This window comes from Ureibacillus sp. 179-F W5.1 NHS, from assembly GCF_045369345.1.
In the GTDB taxonomy this organism is placed as follows: Bacteria; Bacillota; Bacilli; order Bacillales_A; family Planococcaceae; genus Ureibacillus; species Ureibacillus halotolerans.
The window spans coordinates 51,726-70,152 of record NZ_JBIQFG010000010.1 but is presented as its reverse complement, the minus strand read 5'-3'; the positions used below and the strand labels follow the sequence as shown (position 1 = coordinate 70,152).

Below are 18,427 nucleotides of genomic sequence, written 5' to 3'. Positions count from 1 at the left end.
TGGATTTGCCTCTTTCCTCTACAATGCTTCTATTTTAGCACTGTTCTTGCATTTTGACTTTACAATTTATCTAGTTCTTTATGACGTTTTTTAAAAAGAAAAGAAACACGAAATTTACCTTTTAATAAAATATTTTTTCCTTCCATAATAGAAAAACCGAGGATAAACTCCTCGGTTTTAACTCTACAATTTATTTAGCTGGATGTTCAGAATAAAATTTTCTGCCGATATATGTTTGAATAATTAATATTAAACCACTGACTGACCAATATAAAGGTAATGCAGCCATTGAAGAGAATGAAATAAATACAATCATAATCGGAGAAATATAAATCATCAATTTCATTTGAGCTTTTTGTGATTCAGGAACCGTCCATAGGGATACTTTCGCTTGGATAAAGTAAACGATACCCGCAATAGCCGTCATTAAAATATCAGGCGAGCCTAAACTAAACCAAAGGAACTCATGAACCTTTACATCTTGTGAATAAAGAATTGCAAAGTATAATCCCGTAATAATTGGCATTTGAATAATAATTGGTAAGCAACCCATATTTAACGGATTAATACCATTTTCACGATATAGCGCTAACATTTCTTGTTGTATAGCCATTTGTTCTTCTTTAGTTTGGGCCGCTTTTAATCTTTCTTGGATCTCTTCCATTTTCGGTTTTACGATATCCATTTTAGATTTCATTTTTGATTGTTGACGATAGTTTTTCAACATGAAAGGCATCAAAATCAATCGAATTACAATCGTAATTGCGATAATGGCTAAACCGTAGCTACCGTTAAATAAATCATTTCCTAAAAATTCTAGTAACCAGTTCATCGGTCTAACAAAAGTGCTATAAAAGAAGCCTTCCTGATTTTCAACCGCTTGGCATCCTGTTAGCACCATTAACAAAAGGCCTAGCATTGAAATAAGTTTCAATTTTTTCATTTTTCCACCTACTATTAAGTTTAGCTAATTTGAAGTATACAGTATTAAGAATATGAATATCAAATTACAGCTCATATTATTAAATTACCATTAAAGTGAAATACAGTTGGCAATATATTTGCCAACTGTATCTAGTTCATTTTATACTTTTTCCAGCTCTACTTCTGGTATTTCAAATCGATAAAATTCATGATGCAATTCATCTCGGAAATGCTTCGGAGTAACACCGGTGTACTTTTTAAAGATTCTTGTAAAATAACTTTGGTTACAGAAGTGGAATTGCTCGGAGATCGAAGTAATACTTTTATTTGTATGTCGCAAATAATATTGGGATTCTTCTACTCTTCTAACATTTAAATATTCAACTAAAGTTATTCCAACATGTTCTCTAAAAATACGCGATAAATGACTCGTACTAATATGGAATTTTTGCGCAATACTCTCAACTGTTAAATCATTTTCGAGTTCATCATTTATGTACATAATCACTTTATTAACTGTTTGATGTCGGAATGTTGGTTGTTTACGATCTGCAATAAAATGAACATAAAAATCAATTAAATCATCTGCAAATTGTAGAAATTCAGCATCCTTCATTTTATTTTCAATCATATCTGCACAAGCTAAATTAAAGGCAAAGGCTTTTCTTGAAGGAACTTGATTATCCAATAATTTACGTGCAACGATTGATGAAAGAACAATAAAGTAATTCCGAACAATTTTGATTACTTGCCTGCCAAATCGTATCGAAAGTATATCGATCATTTCATGTAAAGATTTTTTTGCTTTTGCCGACTCTAAGTGAAAGACTTCAAATAACAGCTTAGATTCAATATTAAAGAAATCTTCAATCCCGTTATATTGATTTATACTGTCAATTTCTTGAAAGTACCTTTTAGAAATTGTTTCAGTTATTGAATGTTGATGTAGCTGCATAGAATACCCCATCTTTCTTCAGAATGCAAAATGCATAATTAATTTCCAATTTATAAGCATCATCAAAAAAGTGAGAAATAAAAATTATATCTTCAAAATAGAATAGAATTTTATTAATACTTTTCGCTATGTAATCATACCTTGTTACTTATTGAGTAGATTATGCTATAAATTTCATTTATATTATAAGATAAATGAGAATAAAGAATTAAATATGTTTAACTAAAGTGAATATTACCATAATTTCATATTTTTTCAACTCAATTTTTTGTTAAAAACTAGTAATGAATTGTTCTATAGAAGAAATACTATAGTTAATTTCTTATTAAATTACACAATTTTATTCTAAAAAATTTAAAAAGAGACAGAATAACAATATGAAATTTTTTGTTACTGAAAAATCCTTATTTATTCCACAATCTTCTCTATTTCAATTATTTAAATATGTAGTAAAATATATGTTATATTATAGTAAAATGTATACAAAAATGAGGTGTCATAAAGTGGATCCAAAACAAATTGAAGAGATCATGGATATTATTAAAGATTTCTTCCCAGAAAATACGTCAATTGCAGTGTCGGATACAAATGAATATTTGTATTATCAACCTAGTAAGAAAATAGATTTAAAAATTAAACCTGGTGACCCAGTAAAAGAAGGATCTGCAGCTCATAAAGCTCTTACATATGGCCAAAAAATCAATACTTATATCGAGCCTGATGTATTCGGAGTTCCTTATTATGGGATGAGTATTCCTTTAATTGAGGAAGGAGAAACAAAGGGTGCCATTACAGCTATCTTCCCTCAAAAGCCATCACCATTTTTAACAAACTATATTACAATTAAAATTGACGATTGTTGGTATCCAATTAAACACAACCAAGTAATTTATCTTGAAACACAATTGCGTAAAACATTTGTAAAAACAATGAACCGCGAAGGATACCACCGTTTAAATTTAAGTGACCTTGAACTGTTCCTAGCTCAAGATTCATTTATACGCTGCCATAGATCTTACATTGTAAATATCGATTATATTGATGAAATCCAACCGGATTCCCATTCCACTTTCCTATTGATTATGAAAGACGGAACAAGAATCCCTGTAAGCCAACGATATGCAAGTTATTTCCGTCGTTCATTAGGATTTTAAAAGTAAAAATTTGATTTACAACACCCTTTGACATCTTCAAAGGGTGTTTTGTATTTTTATACAATGCAAAATTCGGCATTTTTGTCTGTTAAAGCTCGATTTTTATCGAAAATTACATTTTTTTCTCTATTAATCGTTTTTTAAGCACTTTCATGCGTTTTTTGAAGAATTTGTGACATTTTGGTGTTATTATTATTTATACAAATTGAGTAATTACTCAACTAAATGTACAGAAAATTTTACAAAATTTTCTTTTTTTATGACTAACATATCTATTTAGGGGAGGATTTTTAATATGGATCCAAGAGTTGAGAAACGTTTAGGATTAAAACAATTAGCAAATAACGTCGTATCTGCTGAAGAAGCTGCAAAACTTATTTCTGATGGCGATGTAGTTGCAATGAGTGGTTTTACCCGTGCTGGAGATGCAAAAGTTGTACCAATGGCATTAGTAGAACGTGCTAAAAATGAAAAATTCAAAATTGACATTTACACTGGTGCATCTCTTGGTCCAGAAGTAGATAAGTATTTAGCAGAAGAAGGGGTTATTCGTAAACGTGGACCTTTCATTGCAGACCCAGGTATTCGTAACAAAATTAACTCTGGTGATGTTTTATATGTAGATGCTCACCTATCTCATAATGCTGAATTAGTTCGCCAAGGTATTATTGGCCCTATTAAATATTTAATTGTGGAAGCTGCTGCGATTACTGAAGATGGATTAATTATTCCTACAACTTCTGTAGGTAACTCACCTGTATTTGCTGAGTATGCAGAAAATATCATTGTTGAATTAAACATCTCTCACCCAGAGAGCCTTATCGGAATTCACGATATTTATGTTCCTGCACCACAAGGACAACGTGAACCAATTCCAATGACAGATGCTAAAACACGCATTGGTGAAATCGGTATCAAAGTTGATCCTGCGAAAATTAAAGCAATTGTTATTTCTGAAGAGCCTGATGCTCCTTCATTAATCGTACCACCAGACGAAGAAACTCAAACAATGGCTAACATTTTATTAGATTTCTTCCGTTCTGAAATTAAAGCTGGTCGTTTAACAAATAAATTAATGCCATTACAATCTGGTGTTGGTTCTGTAGCAAACGCAGTATTAGATGGCTTTGCAGACTCTGAATTCGAAGACTTAGTTGTAGCATCTGAAGTACTTCAAGATGCAGTATTTAACTTAATCGATGCTGGTAAAGTAAGCTTCGCAGCCGCAACATCGATTACAATTTCTGAAGAATTACAGAAAAAAGTCTACGGCAACCTTGAAAAATATGCTGATAAATTAGTTTTACGTCCACAAGAGATTTCAAACCACCCAGAAGTAATCCGTCGTCTCGGATTAATTTCTATTAATACTGCACTAGAATTAGATATTTACGGAAATGTAAACTCTACACATGTTAGCGGTACAAAAATGATGAACGGTATCGGTGGTTCTGGTGACTTTGCTCGTAACGCTCGTCTAGGCATTTTCGTAACAAAATCTTATGCAAAAGGCGGAGCAATTTCATCTATCGTTCCTATGGTATCTCACGTAGACCATACAGAACATGACGTTGACGTAATCGTAACTGAACAAGGTATTGCTGACCTACGTGGACTAGCTCCAAAGGAACGTGCAGCTTTAATTATTGAAAACTGTGCACACCCTGATTTCAAAGAACAATTATGGGATTATTACAACCGTGCTGTAGAAGCTACTGGTAATGCACAAACTCCTCATATTTTAGAGGAAGCACTTTCTTGGCATGTAAACCTTGCTAAAAATAAAACAATGAAAAAAGAAACAACAAACGCATAATATAAATAAAGGGTAGTTTCACTCCAAAGAGTGAAACTACCCTTTTTCCGTTCTTAATTAATGTACTGGTTTTTGATCACTTTCATTATAATAGGCAAGGGCTGTTTGACCTCCACCTTCTCCAATAAAGTTATTTTCTCGAATTTTTGTTGTATTAGCACTTGCTGGTGTTTCTGCAATCTCCTTTAACGATTGACCAGTTTGTCCATTCAATTGTTTAGAACCTAGAAGAGAACTTGCCTGGTTTTTCATATTATTAATGAATTTCATCGTTTTATCACGATTTTCCTTTTTACTTAAAAACGAAGCTGCCCCAGCTACTAATGCCGAAATTACAAAACCTTTTCCTCTTAATTTTGCCATTTATTATCCCTCCTGTTTTTTGTTATGCTATACTTTTCCCCAATTTTACTTTTTTAAAACTATTTATAAATGACTTAATAAAATTTATATAAATATATGAATATTCTTGAAAACATTTGAATATTTATATATAACAATTCTATTAATTCACCCTAAAATATCTTGCACTATTCAATAACAGCACTCCTACTTTTTAGTGAAATAACAAATTTACTCTAAAACCGATAAAAATGAATCGTGATTAAAGGAGGAATTTATGATGAATTTTCAAGATATTACTTATGACTGGAAAGAAATCAGCTCTATTTTCATTGTTTCCACTGTTTTAACTTTTTTCATCTATACTTTCACCAATGTGTATTAACTTTTAAAAAAAGGGCGTCAATAAGTATAAACTCTACTTATTGACACCCTTATGATTATGCCTTTACATCATTATAAGCGTCGCTTTTTTCGAAAGCCGCTACAACATAAGAACAAATGGCATTCATTTTTAAATTATTTTCTCTAGCATAGTCAGCAGCCTTATCGAGCAATTTTTTGGCAACCCCTTGACCACGTAGCACATCAGATACGTACGTATGGTTCATATCCATAATGTTATCATGCTCCGTCCACTCAATTTCTGCTAACTTTTCCCCTTCTTGTTCATACTCGAAAGCAAAATGTTTTGGACTTCTTTCTGCTAATTTAAAATCCATTTTCATCCCTCCCATTCGCTAAAAATATAACATAGTTGAGGAAATTTTGTAATATTTTCGCTTTCATTTCAATAGTTTTCTTCAAGCCACTATTTAAACCAAGAAGAAACCGTATCAATTAGATTATTAAAGAAGTTTTTCACACCATCCCAAAATCCTTCATCTTGCATCAATTCACCAAACTTTTCCTCAAATTTAGTAGTTAAATCAGATAATTGATCGGATAGTTTAGAGAAATCGATATCTAGTTTACTAATGCGATCCATTAAATCCACTAGTAACTGACGGTCTTGTTCGCTCAACTCAATATTTAGAGCTGCTAATTGGTCTTTTACAATTTGTTCTACTTCTTCTTTTGTAGCAGGGTTTAATTCAGCAATTTGTTGTTTAATACCTGTTAACAATTCAGCGATTTTCTCATCGCTAATATTGGCATTCTCTGCAATTTCCGTCGCTACTGATAACTCATCGTTTGCAACATCTGTACGTTCTGTATCTAATGTTTCCCCAGTTTTCACTTCATATGCTTTATAAATTCCCACTAATGCGGAATGGCCCGTAACCGGTTTTGGTGCAGCAATTTCCACTGTTGCATCTTCAATACCTGCAGTAAGCATTGCATTGGCATACATCTCTGAAGTTACTTCAGTTATATTATCCGGTGTAACAATGCTAATAACTAACCCTTTCCCTTCATCTTCCCGTGTAATTTTTGCGGAGGAATACATTCTAGAACTTGGGTTGCTATCACTAATATATTTCACTAAGTCCTCACCAGAAACGGTTATTTCATCTACCTCTGGATCTTTATCAACTTGTAATGCTTCTTTTACTAACGCTTTTTCATCTTCCGATAAATTTGCTCCATAAACTACAATGGGAACACCTAATTTTTCATTAATCGCATTTTGACTGTTATTCGCAGCAGCAAAGACATTCGTTGGAACAATCATCGTTACAAACAACGTAAATACCGCTACTATAGATAACCACTTTTGTTTCACTTTCATATCCCCTTTCAAAACAATCATCATATAAAAATGGATTGTTCTCCAATTAGTACGTTAGAGAACGTAAAAGGTTCCAAAGTAAACCTAATCTCCCTTTCTGTGATGACCATCCATTATATTATTCTAGTTTTGAAGTTATTAAATATGCTAAGTTTTTTTCCCTTTAATAAATATGCTGTGACAATTCGTTTTCGTCACAGCATACATGTTCGTTTTATATCATTTCTGTCCAACCGTCTTGTTGTTTTACTTTGCCTGCTTTCATTAAAGAACCAAGTGCTCTTTTAAATGCTCCTTTACTCATATGGAACATTTCTGTAATTTCTTCAGGCGTCGATTTATCTCCGAAGGGCATTTTCCCTCCTACACTTTGTAAATAGTCGTAAATTTTTTCTGCATCTTTACCAAGTCTTTCATGTTTGCGAGGTAGCATGGAACCGTTTAAAGAACCATCCTCCTTTACCGCAATGATGCGTACTTCTACTTCTTGACCAAGTCTTGGTTCAGCTTCCATTTCCGTATTATGTACGAAAATTCGATAAGGAGCGTCTATCCCAAGTAAAAATGAACCTACAGGCAATAAACGATAAGGACGGGCTTTTATATTTTTATTATGCATTTCGTCAAATGCGCCTTCATAAAGCTCATTTACTTTTTCCTCTGTTACTAACCGCCCAAATAAATCGCCATTTCGATCTGTACGAAGAGTTAAAAATAAATGATCGCCTACTTCTGGCCATAAATTGTCAATAGGAGGTAAGTCTTCTGCTTTTACTAGAACTTCTCTAGATGATCCGATATCAACAAAAGCCCCTTCCTTTGTCACTTTAATGACACGGGCCCAACCGTATTCACCTTGTAAGATAGTTGGAATGGCTGTTGTCGCCTGTAAATTACCTCGACGATCTGCATAAAGGAAAACTTTTAAACGTTCGCCAATACTTAAAGGACTTTGTACTTCAGAGCTATTTAAAGGAATTTCAATATGACCATCCGTTAATATCCATTTGGAACCTTGCTCTTCTAGTACGGTTAATTCCGTGACTTGACCTGATTTTAATTCGTTCAATTTCGTCTTTCCTTTCCACATACCAAAAGTCTTTAATTGCTTTATTATTCTTTCATTTCTTCTAACCTTTTAACTAACTGTTCATCTTCGTCCAATAGTTGTACTAAATCAGCAATGCGGTCGATTGAATTCCAACTTAAATGGTGTTCAATCCCTTCCACATCTTCATATATATGTTCCTCATCTACGCCAATTAGTCGTAAAAACTGTTCTAGCAACTCATGTCTTTTTACTAAACGTTTCCCTAGCTTTTCACCCTTCGTTGTTAGTGTAAGCCCTCTATACTTTTCGTATACTAAATAACCGTCTTTATCTAATTTTTGTACCATTTTTGTAACTGAGGAAGGAAGAACAGATAATGCTTCAGCTATGTCAGACACCCTCGCATATCCTTTACTTTCAATTAACAAATAAATTTGCTCGATATGATCCTCCATACTAGGTGTTGGCATAACAAGTCTCCTCACTTTCAAAATATCAGTTTCATTTTACTACAACCTATCTAAAAAGGTAACTTTAAAACTATAATAGACAGTTATATTATTGAAAATACTACTAAATACTTTCACTATATAAGCCAAAAATGCCCAATAAGCCTTATTAGACAAATTGGACATGCTAAATTTTATGGTGAGGTCTTTTACCAACATTATGGACCGATAATATAATTTGTTTATTAATTCGTTCCATTTTTTCAGGAGTTTTTAATAATTGGAACGCCTCTTCTCTAGCTGTGCTCGTTGATACATATACTGTTGGCAAATGATTTAGAACATCGGCCGCAATATCCATTTGGCAAAATTCGCAATGACAAAATGTTTGATATTCCGATCCGTGTAATATAAATCTAACAAGGCCCTGTACAATTTCTTCTGTGACGTTTACTAATATCGGCTTTGTCATAGACCTTTCTTCTACCACCCTTTATTATTTACAAATCGCTTCAAAACATTACTCATTAATAGTAACTGATGTTTTTTGAATGTCAACTATCTTAATAGGAATTTTTCACAACACTTTTCCTTTTACTAAGATGTTATTTCCAATCTAATTCTAAAAGAATTGGGCAATGATCACTTCCTAAAATGTGGGCATGTATGTCTGTATTTTGAACATATTCTACTAATCTATTAGAAACGATGAAATAATCAATACGCCATCCTATATTTCGTTCACGTACTTTATTCATATAGGACCACCAAGTAAAAGCATCATCTTGATCCGGATTAAAATGTCGATAGGAATCTGTAAAGCCTGATTGGAGTAAATTTGTCATTTTCCCCCGTTCTTCAAAGGTAAATCCAGAGTTTCCGACATTTGTTTTCGCATTTTTCAAATCCTTTTCTTCATGGGCAACATTTAAATCACCACAGTAAATTACCGGTTTAATACGATCAAGCTGTTTCAAGTAATCTAGTAAATTATCTTCCCATTCTAATCTTTCTGATAGGCGGGCTAAATCCCGTTTAGAATTTGGCGTATACACATTAACTAAATAAAATTTTTCATATTCCAAAGTGATAATTCGACCCTCTGATTCTGTTTCTTGATCCCCTACGCCATATTTAATTGAAAGGGGCTCATGCTTCGTAAAAATCGCTGTGCCAGAATAACCTTTTTTCTCTGCATAGTTCCAATATTGATAATATCCTTCGAATGGTAATTCAATCTGACCGTCTTGACATTTTGTTTCTTGAATACAGAAAAAGTCTGCATCTACTTCATTAAAATAATCCACAAAGCCTTTTTTCACACATGCACGAATTCCGTTTACATTCCACGATATAAATTTCATTTTTAACCCTTTCTATGTAAGAAGGCGCCCATCATTAGAGAGGCGCCCAATAATCATTATTGTGTTCTTTCTTCACCGACAATTTTCACTTCTAATTCTAGATCAACACCAAACTTTTCTTTCACGACACGTTGTACCATTTGAATTGTTTGAATGTAATCCGTCGCTGTAGCATTTCCTTTATTAATGATAAACCCAGCATGTTTTGTTGATACTTCCGCATCGCCTACACCTTTACCTTGGAGCCCACTATCTTGAATTAATTTCCCTGCAAAGTAACCAGGTGGTCTTTTAAAGACACTTCCGGCAGATGGATATTCCAAAGGCTGTTTTGATTCACGCTTAAAGGTAAGGTCAGCAATTTTTTCATCAATTTCTTGTTGATTACCTTCTGCTAGTTGGAAATTGGAGGAAAGGACGAAGTATCCTTTTTGCGCAATAATACTCTTACGGTATCCCAATTCTAAGTCATCTTTACTTAGAACGATGCGCTCGCCTTCCTTCGTTAACACTGTACAATCAATTATAATATCCTTTATTTCGCCACCATATGCACCGGCATTCATCGCCATTGCTCCACCAACGGAACCTGGTATTCCACAAGCAAATTCAAAACCTGTTAAACTATTTGTTGCTGCAATACGGGAAACTTCTTTAATCAAAGCTCCACTTTGTGCATAAAGTCGGTTTCCTTCTACTCGGATTTCATCTAATTTAGTAAAAGACACAACAATTCCTCGTACACCCCCATCACGTACTACCATGTTAGAGCCATTCCCTAACATTAAAATCGGCACATTATGATTGTAGGCATATTTTACGATTTGTGCTGCCTCATCTTCTGTTTCAGGTAGGACAAATACATCTGCATTGCCCCCTAGTTTCGTCATTGTGTATTTCTTTAAAGATTCATTAATTTTAATATTATTTGGATTAACGATTTGAGCTAAATCTTTTGCCCATTGTTGAATTGTCATAAAAGCAAAGTCCTTTCTAACGTCATACTCTATATTAGTATGGGTAATCAAAAGCTTTTTGACAAGTAATACATCGTATCAATTTATCCAAATTTGTGACCATTTCTCGACTTCTCGGATTGCTCCTTCCAACGCTTTTCCTTTATCTGTAAGGGAATATTCCACACGTACTGGTACTTCTGTAAATACTTTCCTTTCAACTAACCCTTCTTTTTCCAATTCCTTCAAACGTTCTGAAAGGAGTCGACCACTTACAGGGAGAGCCGATTCTATTTCGTTAAAACGCTGTGAGCCGTCTAATAATTGATATAATATTAATGTCGTCCAACGTTTCCCTAATAACTCCATCGCCTTCGATAAACGAGGACAAATTGTCGTTTCTTTCAAGATTGTTCACCTTCCCTTTTACGACAGTAGCTACTCTGTAATTTTACTTTTTGGATGAACTGATCTATGAGCTTTCTTCTATATAGTATACCATTTTACCCTAACTTACGAAAAGTAACTTATATTTCCAAATAGAGGTTAAATTAAGTGTTATTATCTTTTCAACATGTGAAACTTTTATAAAAAAGGAACGTAATAAACATAAGATTTTTTCTTATTATGAAACAACAGCTCGAAATGTTTGGCGTTATTACTTCGAATCTCACTTCCATGATTTTATGTTTTAACATATGATTCTATTCATTTCGACAATGGGAAAGTTAGGGGGATGAATATGTATACAGGGGATATGTTTACTAGTTCTATCACATTTTTTATCATTGCTGGCTTTATCATCGTATTTGGGGTTATATTGTGGCAAATCACTTCAACTATTAAACAAAATGTTAACAATAATGCTGCACCAGTTTTGTCAGTTTCTGCACGAGTCATTGCAAAACGAACAGAAGTGAAAGGTGACCATTCCTATACTAGCTATTATGCAACCTTTGAAGTTGAAAGCGGTGATCGTATGGAATTTAAAATAACTGGTAAAGAATTTGGTCTACTTGCAGAAGGTGATGTAGGAATTCTTACGTTCCAAGGAACACGGTTGAAAAGTTTCGAACGAAATCGTTCATAAAAAACAAACCCGGCCATCATTTATGGTCGGGTTTGTTTTGAATATTATGCAGTTACTGTAGCTAATTTTTGTGCAGAAGCTTTAACGCGTTCCATACCTTCAGCAATAATTTCTTCTGCGCGGTTTGGTTCTGCGTTGTGACCTTCAATTACTACTTCGTCTAGAAGTTCCATACCAGCGATACCACTAAATACATTTTTAATGTAGTTAACTGACATTTCCATTGGCTGTGCTTCAGGAGCAGAGTAGTAACCTCCACGAGCGTTTAATACAACAAACTTTTTGTCAGTCATTAATTGAACCATTTGGCCTTCTGCATTATATTTGAACATGAATCCAGCAGCATATACATAGTCAATAAATGTTTGTAATTTAGCAGGGATTGTTAAGTTCCATAATGGGAAAGCAAGTACTACTACATCCGCAGCAGTTACTGCATCCATAGCCTTTTGTTTTGCAGCTAGAAGACGAGATTCTAATTCTGTTAACTCTTCACCATTTTGAACTTTACCGAATGCGTTGAAAAGTTCTTGTCCGAAGTACGGTGTATCTTCTTCAAATACGTCATAAACAGTAACGTTTAAACCTGCTACTTTTTTCGCTTCCTCTACATAAGTTTCGAACATTTTAGTTGAAACGCCATCTGGACGATTGTTTGCTTTAATTACTAATACATTAGTCATTCTATATAACTCTCCTTTAATCTCAATATTATGTATCTTGAAATCAAGACATAATGTCATCTTAAAGGAGATAAAATATTATTTCAATAAAACAGCACTCATACTTTTGACCGATTTTCTTGTTTAGTAGACTTACTATAAATCACATTGGCCATCTGTACATGTAGCGCCATTATCTCCAACCATTTTTAATTTTGGCTTTAAACCAGCCTCACTAGCAGCTTTAGAGATTGTTTGATCGAACAACTCTTGTGGTTGAGCACCCGAAATTCCATATTTGTTATCAATAACAAAGAATGGTACTCCGCGCACACCTATGCTTTGAGCTTCCATTATGTCTCTTTCTACGTCTTCTTCGAATTGATTACTATTTAATATTTCTTCTGCCTCTAAACGGCTTAAACCAACTTTTTCAACTAAATTTAATAATATTTCCCCTTTACCAATGGCAGCACCTTCTAAAAAGTAAGCTTGTAAAAGTTGCTCACTCAATTCAGCGCCCTTCCCTTTTGTCTCAGCCCACTTTGCTAATCGATGGGCGGCGTTTGTATTTGCTTCCTTCATAATGTCAAAATTATAATTTAGCCCAATTTCTTTTGCTCTCTCTGCAATATTTTTGGTCATATTTTTCGCCTGTTCTTCGGAAACATTATACTTTTTGGCTAATGCTGCATAGATGGATTGATCTGAATCAATTGGAGTCGTAGGATCTAATAAAAAGCTTTTTAGCTCCACTTCTATTTGTCCTTCATAACCTGAATCTTTAATCGCCTTTTCTAGTTGGCGTTTGCCAATATAACAAAATGGACAAACATAATCTGACCATACTTCTACTTTCATAGTGGACTCCTCCTTTTTTCCCATTGTACGAATATAATATTTTTCCCACAATTAATTTGCTCATTGAATATTGGATTGCTATTTACGGAATACTTATAAAAAATAAGCAAAATGGGGGCACATATGCAAAACTCTCTATGGTTAAAAGATAATGAATCACAACAATTATCCGAATTATCCACTTCTGTAGATTGCGATGTTTGTATTGTTGGTGGAGGACTTACAGGTATTTATTCAGCCTATTTGCTTGCTAAAAGGGGACTTAATGTTGTCTTACTGGAAGCAAAACCTTCCTTAGCAATTGGAACAACGGGGCATTCGACGGGAAAATTAACTCCACAGCATGGGGTTATCTACTCTAAATTAATAAAATCCTTTTCTGAAAATGAAGTGGCAACCTATTATGATGCAAATAAAAGTGCAATTGAAAACGCCCTTGAATACGCATCAAAAGATACATTTCAAAAAGCAGACTCATATTTATACGCCACTACAAATCAAGGACTGCAGACGATACAAGATGAATTTAATGCCTATAAAAAATTGAAAATACAAGGAATGGAATCAACGGATACCGAATTGCCCCTCTCTATTACTTCTGCTTTAAAAATGGAGGATACTTATCAAATTCATCCGACAAAGTTTGCGAATCATTTCGTTAACTTGGCCCAACAGGCCGGGGCATCGATTTATGTCAAAACCCGCGTGACGAAGGTTGTTCTCGATCAAAAATATGTGTTAACAGAAAAAGAAAATATCGTTACATTTAAAAAACTATTGTTATGTACCCATTACCCAATTGAATCTATTAGAGGGTTAGTAACAACAAAATTATCTATCGAACGTTCCTACTTACTCGCTTCAAAAACAAATGAATTATTAAAGGGACAATACTTATCCGTTGAAAATCCATCTCGTACGATACGTACTGCCTTAGTATCGAATACACCGTACTTTATTTATGGGGGTAGTAGCCATAAAGCTGGTACAAAAAAGGATACTAAATCCTATTACAAAACCCTTGAAGAGGAAATGAAATCCATTTTTCATTTATCCGATCCTCCATATTATTGGAGTGCTCAAGATCCGGATACGCCAGATTTAGTCCCGTATATTGGTCCCATAACTGAGGATGAGCCAAATATATTTATAGCAACCGGTTATCGAAAATGGGGACTATCCAATTCCCTCGTCGCAGGGGAAATTATATCAAGCTTAATCGCCCAAGAAAGGCATAGAGCCGCCGATATTTACAGTCCTTCAAGAGGACAATTTGGTAAAAACTTATTAAGGGCATTGAAAATAATTGGGTTTGTTACAACAAATTTAGCTGGTGGCTATTTAACTCGAATGGAAGCCCCAAAATGTACCCATCTAGGATGTAAAACTAGGTGGAATGAAGGAGATGAAACATGGGATTGTCCATGTCACGGTTCCAGGTTCGATAAAAATGGAGACGTTATTGAAGGACCAGCTGTCTATCCATTAAAAATTGATAAAGCAAAATAAAACCTCGAAGAAAATTTTCTTCGAGGTTTTATTCATTATAACGATTATAGTCCTTCCGTTAACACAGGAACAATTTGTTTTTTACGAGAAACAACACCCGGTAATTCGACTAAATTATTTACTAATTCTTTACCAAAGCTTTTCGCAGCAGCTTCCGCAGCATCCCCTACAACAACAGCTGTAGAATCATTGTTTAGAATATCTGTTACAACAAAGAAGAATAAGTTTAAGCCATTGTCAGCTACATTTTTATTTAATAAACTTACTAGCTCATCTTTACGATTTAATACGTCATTTACATCTACTGCGTTTACTTGAGCTACTACTGATTTTACTTCACCAAAAGTAAATTCTTTCGCATCTAACGATAGTAAATCTTCTAGCGATTTATCTGAAAGGTCAGCTCCTGCTTTTAACATCGCTAAACCGTACTCATCTAAATTTACCCCCGCTTTTTCAGCTAATTCTTTACCAGCTTGTACATCTTGTTCTGTGCAAGTTGGAGATTTGAATAATAATGTATCTGAAATAATAGCAGAAAGCATTAAACCTGCAACATTTGAAGGTACTTCTACATTATTTTCTTTAAAAATTTTATTTAAAATCGTAGCCGTACATCCTACTGGCTCTGCACGATAGTAAAGAGGATCCGAAGTTTCAAAATTTGCAATGCGATGGTGATCAATTACTTCTGTTACTTTTACTTCTTCAATGCCATCAGCTGATTGTTGGCGCTCGTTATGGTCTACTAAAATAACTTCCTTTGCTTCACTAGCAACATTTCCAATTAAACGAGGTGCTTCAAAACCAAATTTCTCTAAAGCATATTTCGTTTCATTGTTTACTTCGCCAAGTCGTACCGCTTCTGCTTCAACCCCTAGTTGTTGTTTTAAATAAGCATAACTAAGTGCAGATGTAATTGTGTCTGTATCTGGATTTTTATGACCGAAAACTAATACTTTGCTCATTAAATGAGTCCTCCTATTTACAATGTTCATATTTATTCGATTTTATTTTATCATACCTAAGTTGGAATAGAAAAATAGAACATGAATGTCATTTCGAAAGAAAGAAGGTAATTGAATTTACACTCTCCACTATTGAATATGACGATCAACAAAGCGCATTCGTAAATGCCCCCGCAATTTACGAATACGCTTTACTTTGTACTACATACTGTTTGCCTTTTTTAAGTAGGAATCCTGTTGATTTGTTTTTTTATACTTTGTATATTGGCTTCTATTTTGTGCCACCATTCCTTCTACTAATGCATGGATTAAAGAATGGGATGCCATAATCGTCTCAGATGTTTCTTGTTTTTGACCCCCTACTTTAAATAAAACATCTACATAGTCATTAATAGGGGAAATGGTAGTATTCGTAATCGCAATAACTTTTACATTTTTATTTTTTGCTAATTGAATAGTAGTTAAATCATCCTCATGAATGCCATCCAATGCAATCAAAATTAAAAGAGACTCTTCATCCATAGCGCTAATTTGCTGCACAATATTATCAACATCATGTTCTATTTGCTTCACATGTTTACGATAATGACTTAACGTACAAGTGACAAAGCTAGCTGACGGAGAAGATTGTCTAAACCCTAGAACATACAAGTAGTTAGACTCATGCATTAGTCGAATTGCATATTCAAACTGTTTTTCATCGATAACATGTATCGTGTTCAAAATACTTTTAATATCGCGATTCATCACTTCGCTTAGAAAGTGTTCATGTTTCTTTGAAATAAGAGGATGTTCATATTCTAGTTTTCCCTCAGCTTTTAACAGATCCTCTTTAATTTTTTCCTGTAATTCTAAATAGCCCGATAAATCCATCGAATAACAAAAACGGATAACTGTCGACTCGCTAATTCCAATCTGCTTCCCTACATCTGAAGCTATATGAGTTGCTATAATATTTGGATTATCAATAACAAATTGAGCAACTTTTCGCTGCCCTCTAGAAAGTCTTATAAACCTTTTTTTAATCTCATCACAAAAGCTCATGGTAGCTTCATTTCCTCCTTTATATTATTTTTATTTTGTATACAAAATAGTTTGATAATTGATAGATTATCATTAACATTGATTGAATACAATGATTTTTCTGAAAAAACTTCAACGCTTTAAATGATAAAAGTTGAAAATTTGTCATATCCCACTACTATTCGACTTCCAAATTAAACAATTTAATTTTTATAAAATGACAAAAGAATAACTTTCCCAACATTTAAATACAACAAAAAAAACTGATTCAAAGGTTGAAATGAACCTTGAATCAGTTTTTCCGTTAGTTATTCTAATTCTATTTGTTTCGTTTCTTTTCCTAAAAATAATACTGCTGCTACCCCAATTAAAATGGAGACGCAAAAAATTCCAAAGATAAATCCAATTTCATATTGTGCTTTTAGTAAGTATCCAACTAAAAGAGGACCAAAAATCCCACCGATACGCCCAACTGCTGCGGCCATTCCGGCTCCAGTCCCTCTTATGACCATTGGGTATTGCTCTGGTGTATAAGCATATAAAGCTCCCCATGCTCCTAAGTTAAAGAAGGATAATAAAATTCCAGATATTAATAATACTGTCACCGTTTCAGCATTACCAAACACATAAGCACTTGCTGCCGTTCCTATTAAGTACGTTACAAGGACAAATTTTCGTCCGAACTTTTCTACGAAATAGGCAGCTGTAAAATACCCGGGTAACTGGGCAATTGTCATAATAAGCACATATTTAAAGCTTGATATTAGATCAAACCCTTTTCCAACCATAACACTTGGTAGCCATAAGAACATTCCATAATAGGAAAAGACTACTGTGAACCAAAGAATCCAAAGCATCAGTGTAGAACGTGCATACTTCTTTTCCCAAACCCCTGCAATGTTTTGTCGTATTGTACGACTTTTCGCTTCTGATCTTGGAGTAAATTGAGGAGAATCAGGTAAATGCATGCGAATATAAACTGCATAAAGCGCTGGAATAGCAGTTAAAATTAATGCAACTCGCCATCCTTCAATCGGCCAAAATTCAGCTGGAATAACAAAATAAGATATGATTGCTGCAATAAGCCAGCCTGCCGCCCAAAAACTTTCAAGTAATACAACTACACGACCTCTTTCTTTTGCTTCTACACTCTCTGAAACTAATGTAGAGGCAACTGGCAGTTCACCGCCGAGTCCCATCCCTACAAAAAATCTTAATAACATAAATGCGGCAAAAGTTGTTGTTAGAGCTGAGAGTCCGCTGGCAACGGAGAAGATGATCAATGTCCACATGAATATCTTCTTACGTCCTACTTTGTCAGCAAATACTCCAAATACTAAAGCCCCTACTGCCATCCCGATAGAGTTAATACTTCCAATCCACCCCATTTGTGAAGAGGATAAACCCCAATCAGCTGCAAGAGCCGCTATTACAAATGATAAAATCCCTACGTCCATTGCATCGAACATCCAACCTACACCTGCAACACCTAATAATTTGTTGCGTGAGATGGGTGTTGTATTTGATTTTTTACTCACTTAGTTTTCACCTGTCTTTACATTTGAATTTAC

20 protein-coding genes are annotated in these 18,427 nt (G+C 34.2%); 4 read left to right on the top strand and 16 right to left on the bottom strand.

The window, feature by feature from the left end; translation table 11 throughout:
* Positions 1 to 190: 190 nt before the first annotated feature.
* Positions 191 to 943 carry a membrane protein insertase YidC gene (gene yidC / locus ACH0B5_RS06990; protein ID WP_341362789.1) on the bottom strand — a complete coding sequence of 251 codons (753 nt, stop codon included), beginning with the start codon at positions 941 to 943 and terminating at the stop codon, positions 191 to 193.
* Between the two features lie 141 nt (positions 944 to 1,084).
* A complete protein-coding gene (locus tag ACH0B5_RS06985; RefSeq protein ID WP_122972911.1) occupies positions 1,085 to 1,879 on the bottom strand; it encodes a helix-turn-helix transcriptional regulator in 795 nt (264 codons plus the stop codon).
* Between the two features lie 503 nt (positions 1,880 to 2,382).
* Here ACH0B5_RS06985 and ACH0B5_RS06980 point away from each other — a divergent pair.
* Entirely contained in the window at positions 2,383 to 3,033 is a 651-nt protein-coding gene (locus ACH0B5_RS06980; protein WP_122972937.1) for a LytTR family DNA-binding domain-containing protein, read from the top strand.
* A gap of 295 nt (positions 3,034 to 3,328) precedes the next feature.
* The gene (gene scpC / locus ACH0B5_RS06975) at positions 3,329 to 4,849 is read left to right on the top strand and encodes a succinyl-CoA:acetate CoA-transferase ScpC (RefSeq protein ID WP_341362790.1); all 1,521 of its coding nucleotides are present in this window, start codon (positions 3,329 to 3,331) and stop codon (positions 4,847 to 4,849) included.
* Between the two features lie 57 nt (positions 4,850 to 4,906).
* Here the strand turns inward: scpC and ACH0B5_RS06970 are convergent, their stop codons facing one another.
* From ACH0B5_RS06970 to ACH0B5_RS06930, 9 genes are all read right to left on the bottom strand, one after another.
* Positions 4,907 to 5,212 carry a hypothetical protein gene (locus tag ACH0B5_RS06970; protein WP_341362791.1) on the bottom strand — a complete coding sequence of 102 codons (306 nt, stop codon included), beginning with the start codon at positions 5,210 to 5,212 and terminating at the stop codon, positions 4,907 to 4,909.
* Positions 5,213 to 5,631: 419 nt separating this feature from the next.
* Positions 5,632 to 5,913: a GNAT family N-acetyltransferase gene (locus tag ACH0B5_RS06965; RefSeq protein ID WP_122973693.1), complete on the bottom strand. Its 282-nt coding sequence runs from the start codon at positions 5,911 to 5,913 to the stop codon at positions 5,632 to 5,634.
* An 89-nt stretch (positions 5,914 to 6,002) separates the two neighbouring features.
* On the bottom strand, positions 6,003 to 6,866 hold the full coding sequence (locus ACH0B5_RS06960; protein WP_241559396.1) for a DUF1002 domain-containing protein: 864 nt from the start codon (positions 6,864 to 6,866) through the stop codon (positions 6,003 to 6,005).
* A 271-nt stretch (positions 6,867 to 7,137) separates the two neighbouring features.
* Positions 7,138 to 7,992, bottom strand: a complete 855-nt coding sequence (locus ACH0B5_RS06955) for a CvfB family protein (protein WP_122973692.1) — start codon at positions 7,990 to 7,992, stop codon at positions 7,138 to 7,140.
* A gap of 44 nt (positions 7,993 to 8,036) precedes the next feature.
* Positions 8,037 to 8,444, bottom strand: a complete 408-nt coding sequence (gene mntR / locus ACH0B5_RS06950) for a transcriptional regulator MntR (RefSeq protein ID WP_122973691.1) — start codon at positions 8,442 to 8,444, stop codon at positions 8,037 to 8,039.
* A 166-nt stretch (positions 8,445 to 8,610) separates the two neighbouring features.
* Entirely contained in the window at positions 8,611 to 8,895 is a 285-nt protein-coding gene (locus tag ACH0B5_RS06945) for a late competence development ComFB family protein (RefSeq protein WP_122973690.1), read from the bottom strand.
* A gap of 133 nt (positions 8,896 to 9,028) precedes the next feature.
* Complete coding sequence (locus ACH0B5_RS06940; protein ID WP_406927622.1) at positions 9,029 to 9,787, bottom strand: exodeoxyribonuclease III; 759 nt, start codon at positions 9,785 to 9,787, stop codon at positions 9,029 to 9,031.
* A gap of 56 nt (positions 9,788 to 9,843) precedes the next feature.
* The gene (murB, locus tag ACH0B5_RS06935; RefSeq protein ID WP_122973688.1) at positions 9,844 to 10,764 is read right to left on the bottom strand and encodes a UDP-N-acetylmuramate dehydrogenase; all 921 of its coding nucleotides are present in this window, start codon (positions 10,762 to 10,764) and stop codon (positions 9,844 to 9,846) included.
* A 78-nt stretch (positions 10,765 to 10,842) separates the two neighbouring features.
* A complete protein-coding gene (locus tag ACH0B5_RS06930; RefSeq protein WP_122973687.1) occupies positions 10,843 to 11,151 on the bottom strand; it encodes a winged helix-turn-helix transcriptional regulator in 309 nt (102 codons plus the stop codon).
* Between the two features lie 334 nt (positions 11,152 to 11,485).
* Here ACH0B5_RS06930 and ACH0B5_RS06925 point away from each other — a divergent pair, with 334 nt between their 5' ends.
* On the top strand, positions 11,486 to 11,833 hold the full coding sequence (locus ACH0B5_RS06925) for a DUF2500 domain-containing protein (RefSeq protein ID WP_122973686.1): 348 nt from the start codon (positions 11,486 to 11,488) through the stop codon (positions 11,831 to 11,833).
* 44 nt (positions 11,834 to 11,877) lie between these two features.
* Here the strand turns inward: ACH0B5_RS06925 and ACH0B5_RS06920 are convergent, their stop codons facing one another.
* Together ACH0B5_RS06920 and ACH0B5_RS06915 are read right to left on the bottom strand one after the other, a co-directional pair.
* Positions 11,878 to 12,516, bottom strand: a complete 639-nt coding sequence (locus ACH0B5_RS06920; protein ID WP_122973743.1) for an FMN-dependent NADH-azoreductase — start codon at positions 12,514 to 12,516, stop codon at positions 11,878 to 11,880.
* A 135-nt stretch (positions 12,517 to 12,651) separates the two neighbouring features.
* Positions 12,652 to 13,356: a DsbA family oxidoreductase gene (locus tag ACH0B5_RS06915; protein WP_122973744.1), complete on the bottom strand. Its 705-nt coding sequence runs from the start codon at positions 13,354 to 13,356 to the stop codon at positions 12,652 to 12,654.
* Between the two features lie 123 nt (positions 13,357 to 13,479).
* Here ACH0B5_RS06915 and ACH0B5_RS06910 point away from each other — a divergent pair, with 123 nt between their 5' ends.
* Entirely contained in the window at positions 13,480 to 14,865 is a 1,386-nt protein-coding gene (locus ACH0B5_RS06910; protein WP_341362793.1) for an FAD-dependent oxidoreductase, read from the top strand.
* A 44-nt stretch (positions 14,866 to 14,909) separates the two neighbouring features.
* On the opposite strand, the gene ACH0B5_RS06905 is transcribed toward ACH0B5_RS06910, so the two are convergent.
* The 3 genes from ACH0B5_RS06905 to ACH0B5_RS06895 form a co-directional block, all read right to left on the bottom strand.
* Positions 14,910 to 15,833: a manganese-dependent inorganic pyrophosphatase gene (locus ACH0B5_RS06905; protein ID WP_122972101.1), complete on the bottom strand. Its 924-nt coding sequence runs from the start codon at positions 15,831 to 15,833 to the stop codon at positions 14,910 to 14,912.
* A gap of 201 nt (positions 15,834 to 16,034) precedes the next feature.
* Positions 16,035 to 16,877: a MurR/RpiR family transcriptional regulator gene (locus ACH0B5_RS06900; RefSeq protein ID WP_122972102.1), complete on the bottom strand. Its 843-nt coding sequence runs from the start codon at positions 16,875 to 16,877 to the stop codon at positions 16,035 to 16,037.
* 287 nt (positions 16,878 to 17,164) lie between these two features.
* Entirely contained in the window at positions 17,165 to 18,325 is a 1,161-nt protein-coding gene (locus tag ACH0B5_RS06895) for an MFS transporter (RefSeq protein WP_406927627.1), read from the bottom strand.
* Between the last annotated feature and the right edge of the window lie 102 nt (positions 18,326 to 18,427).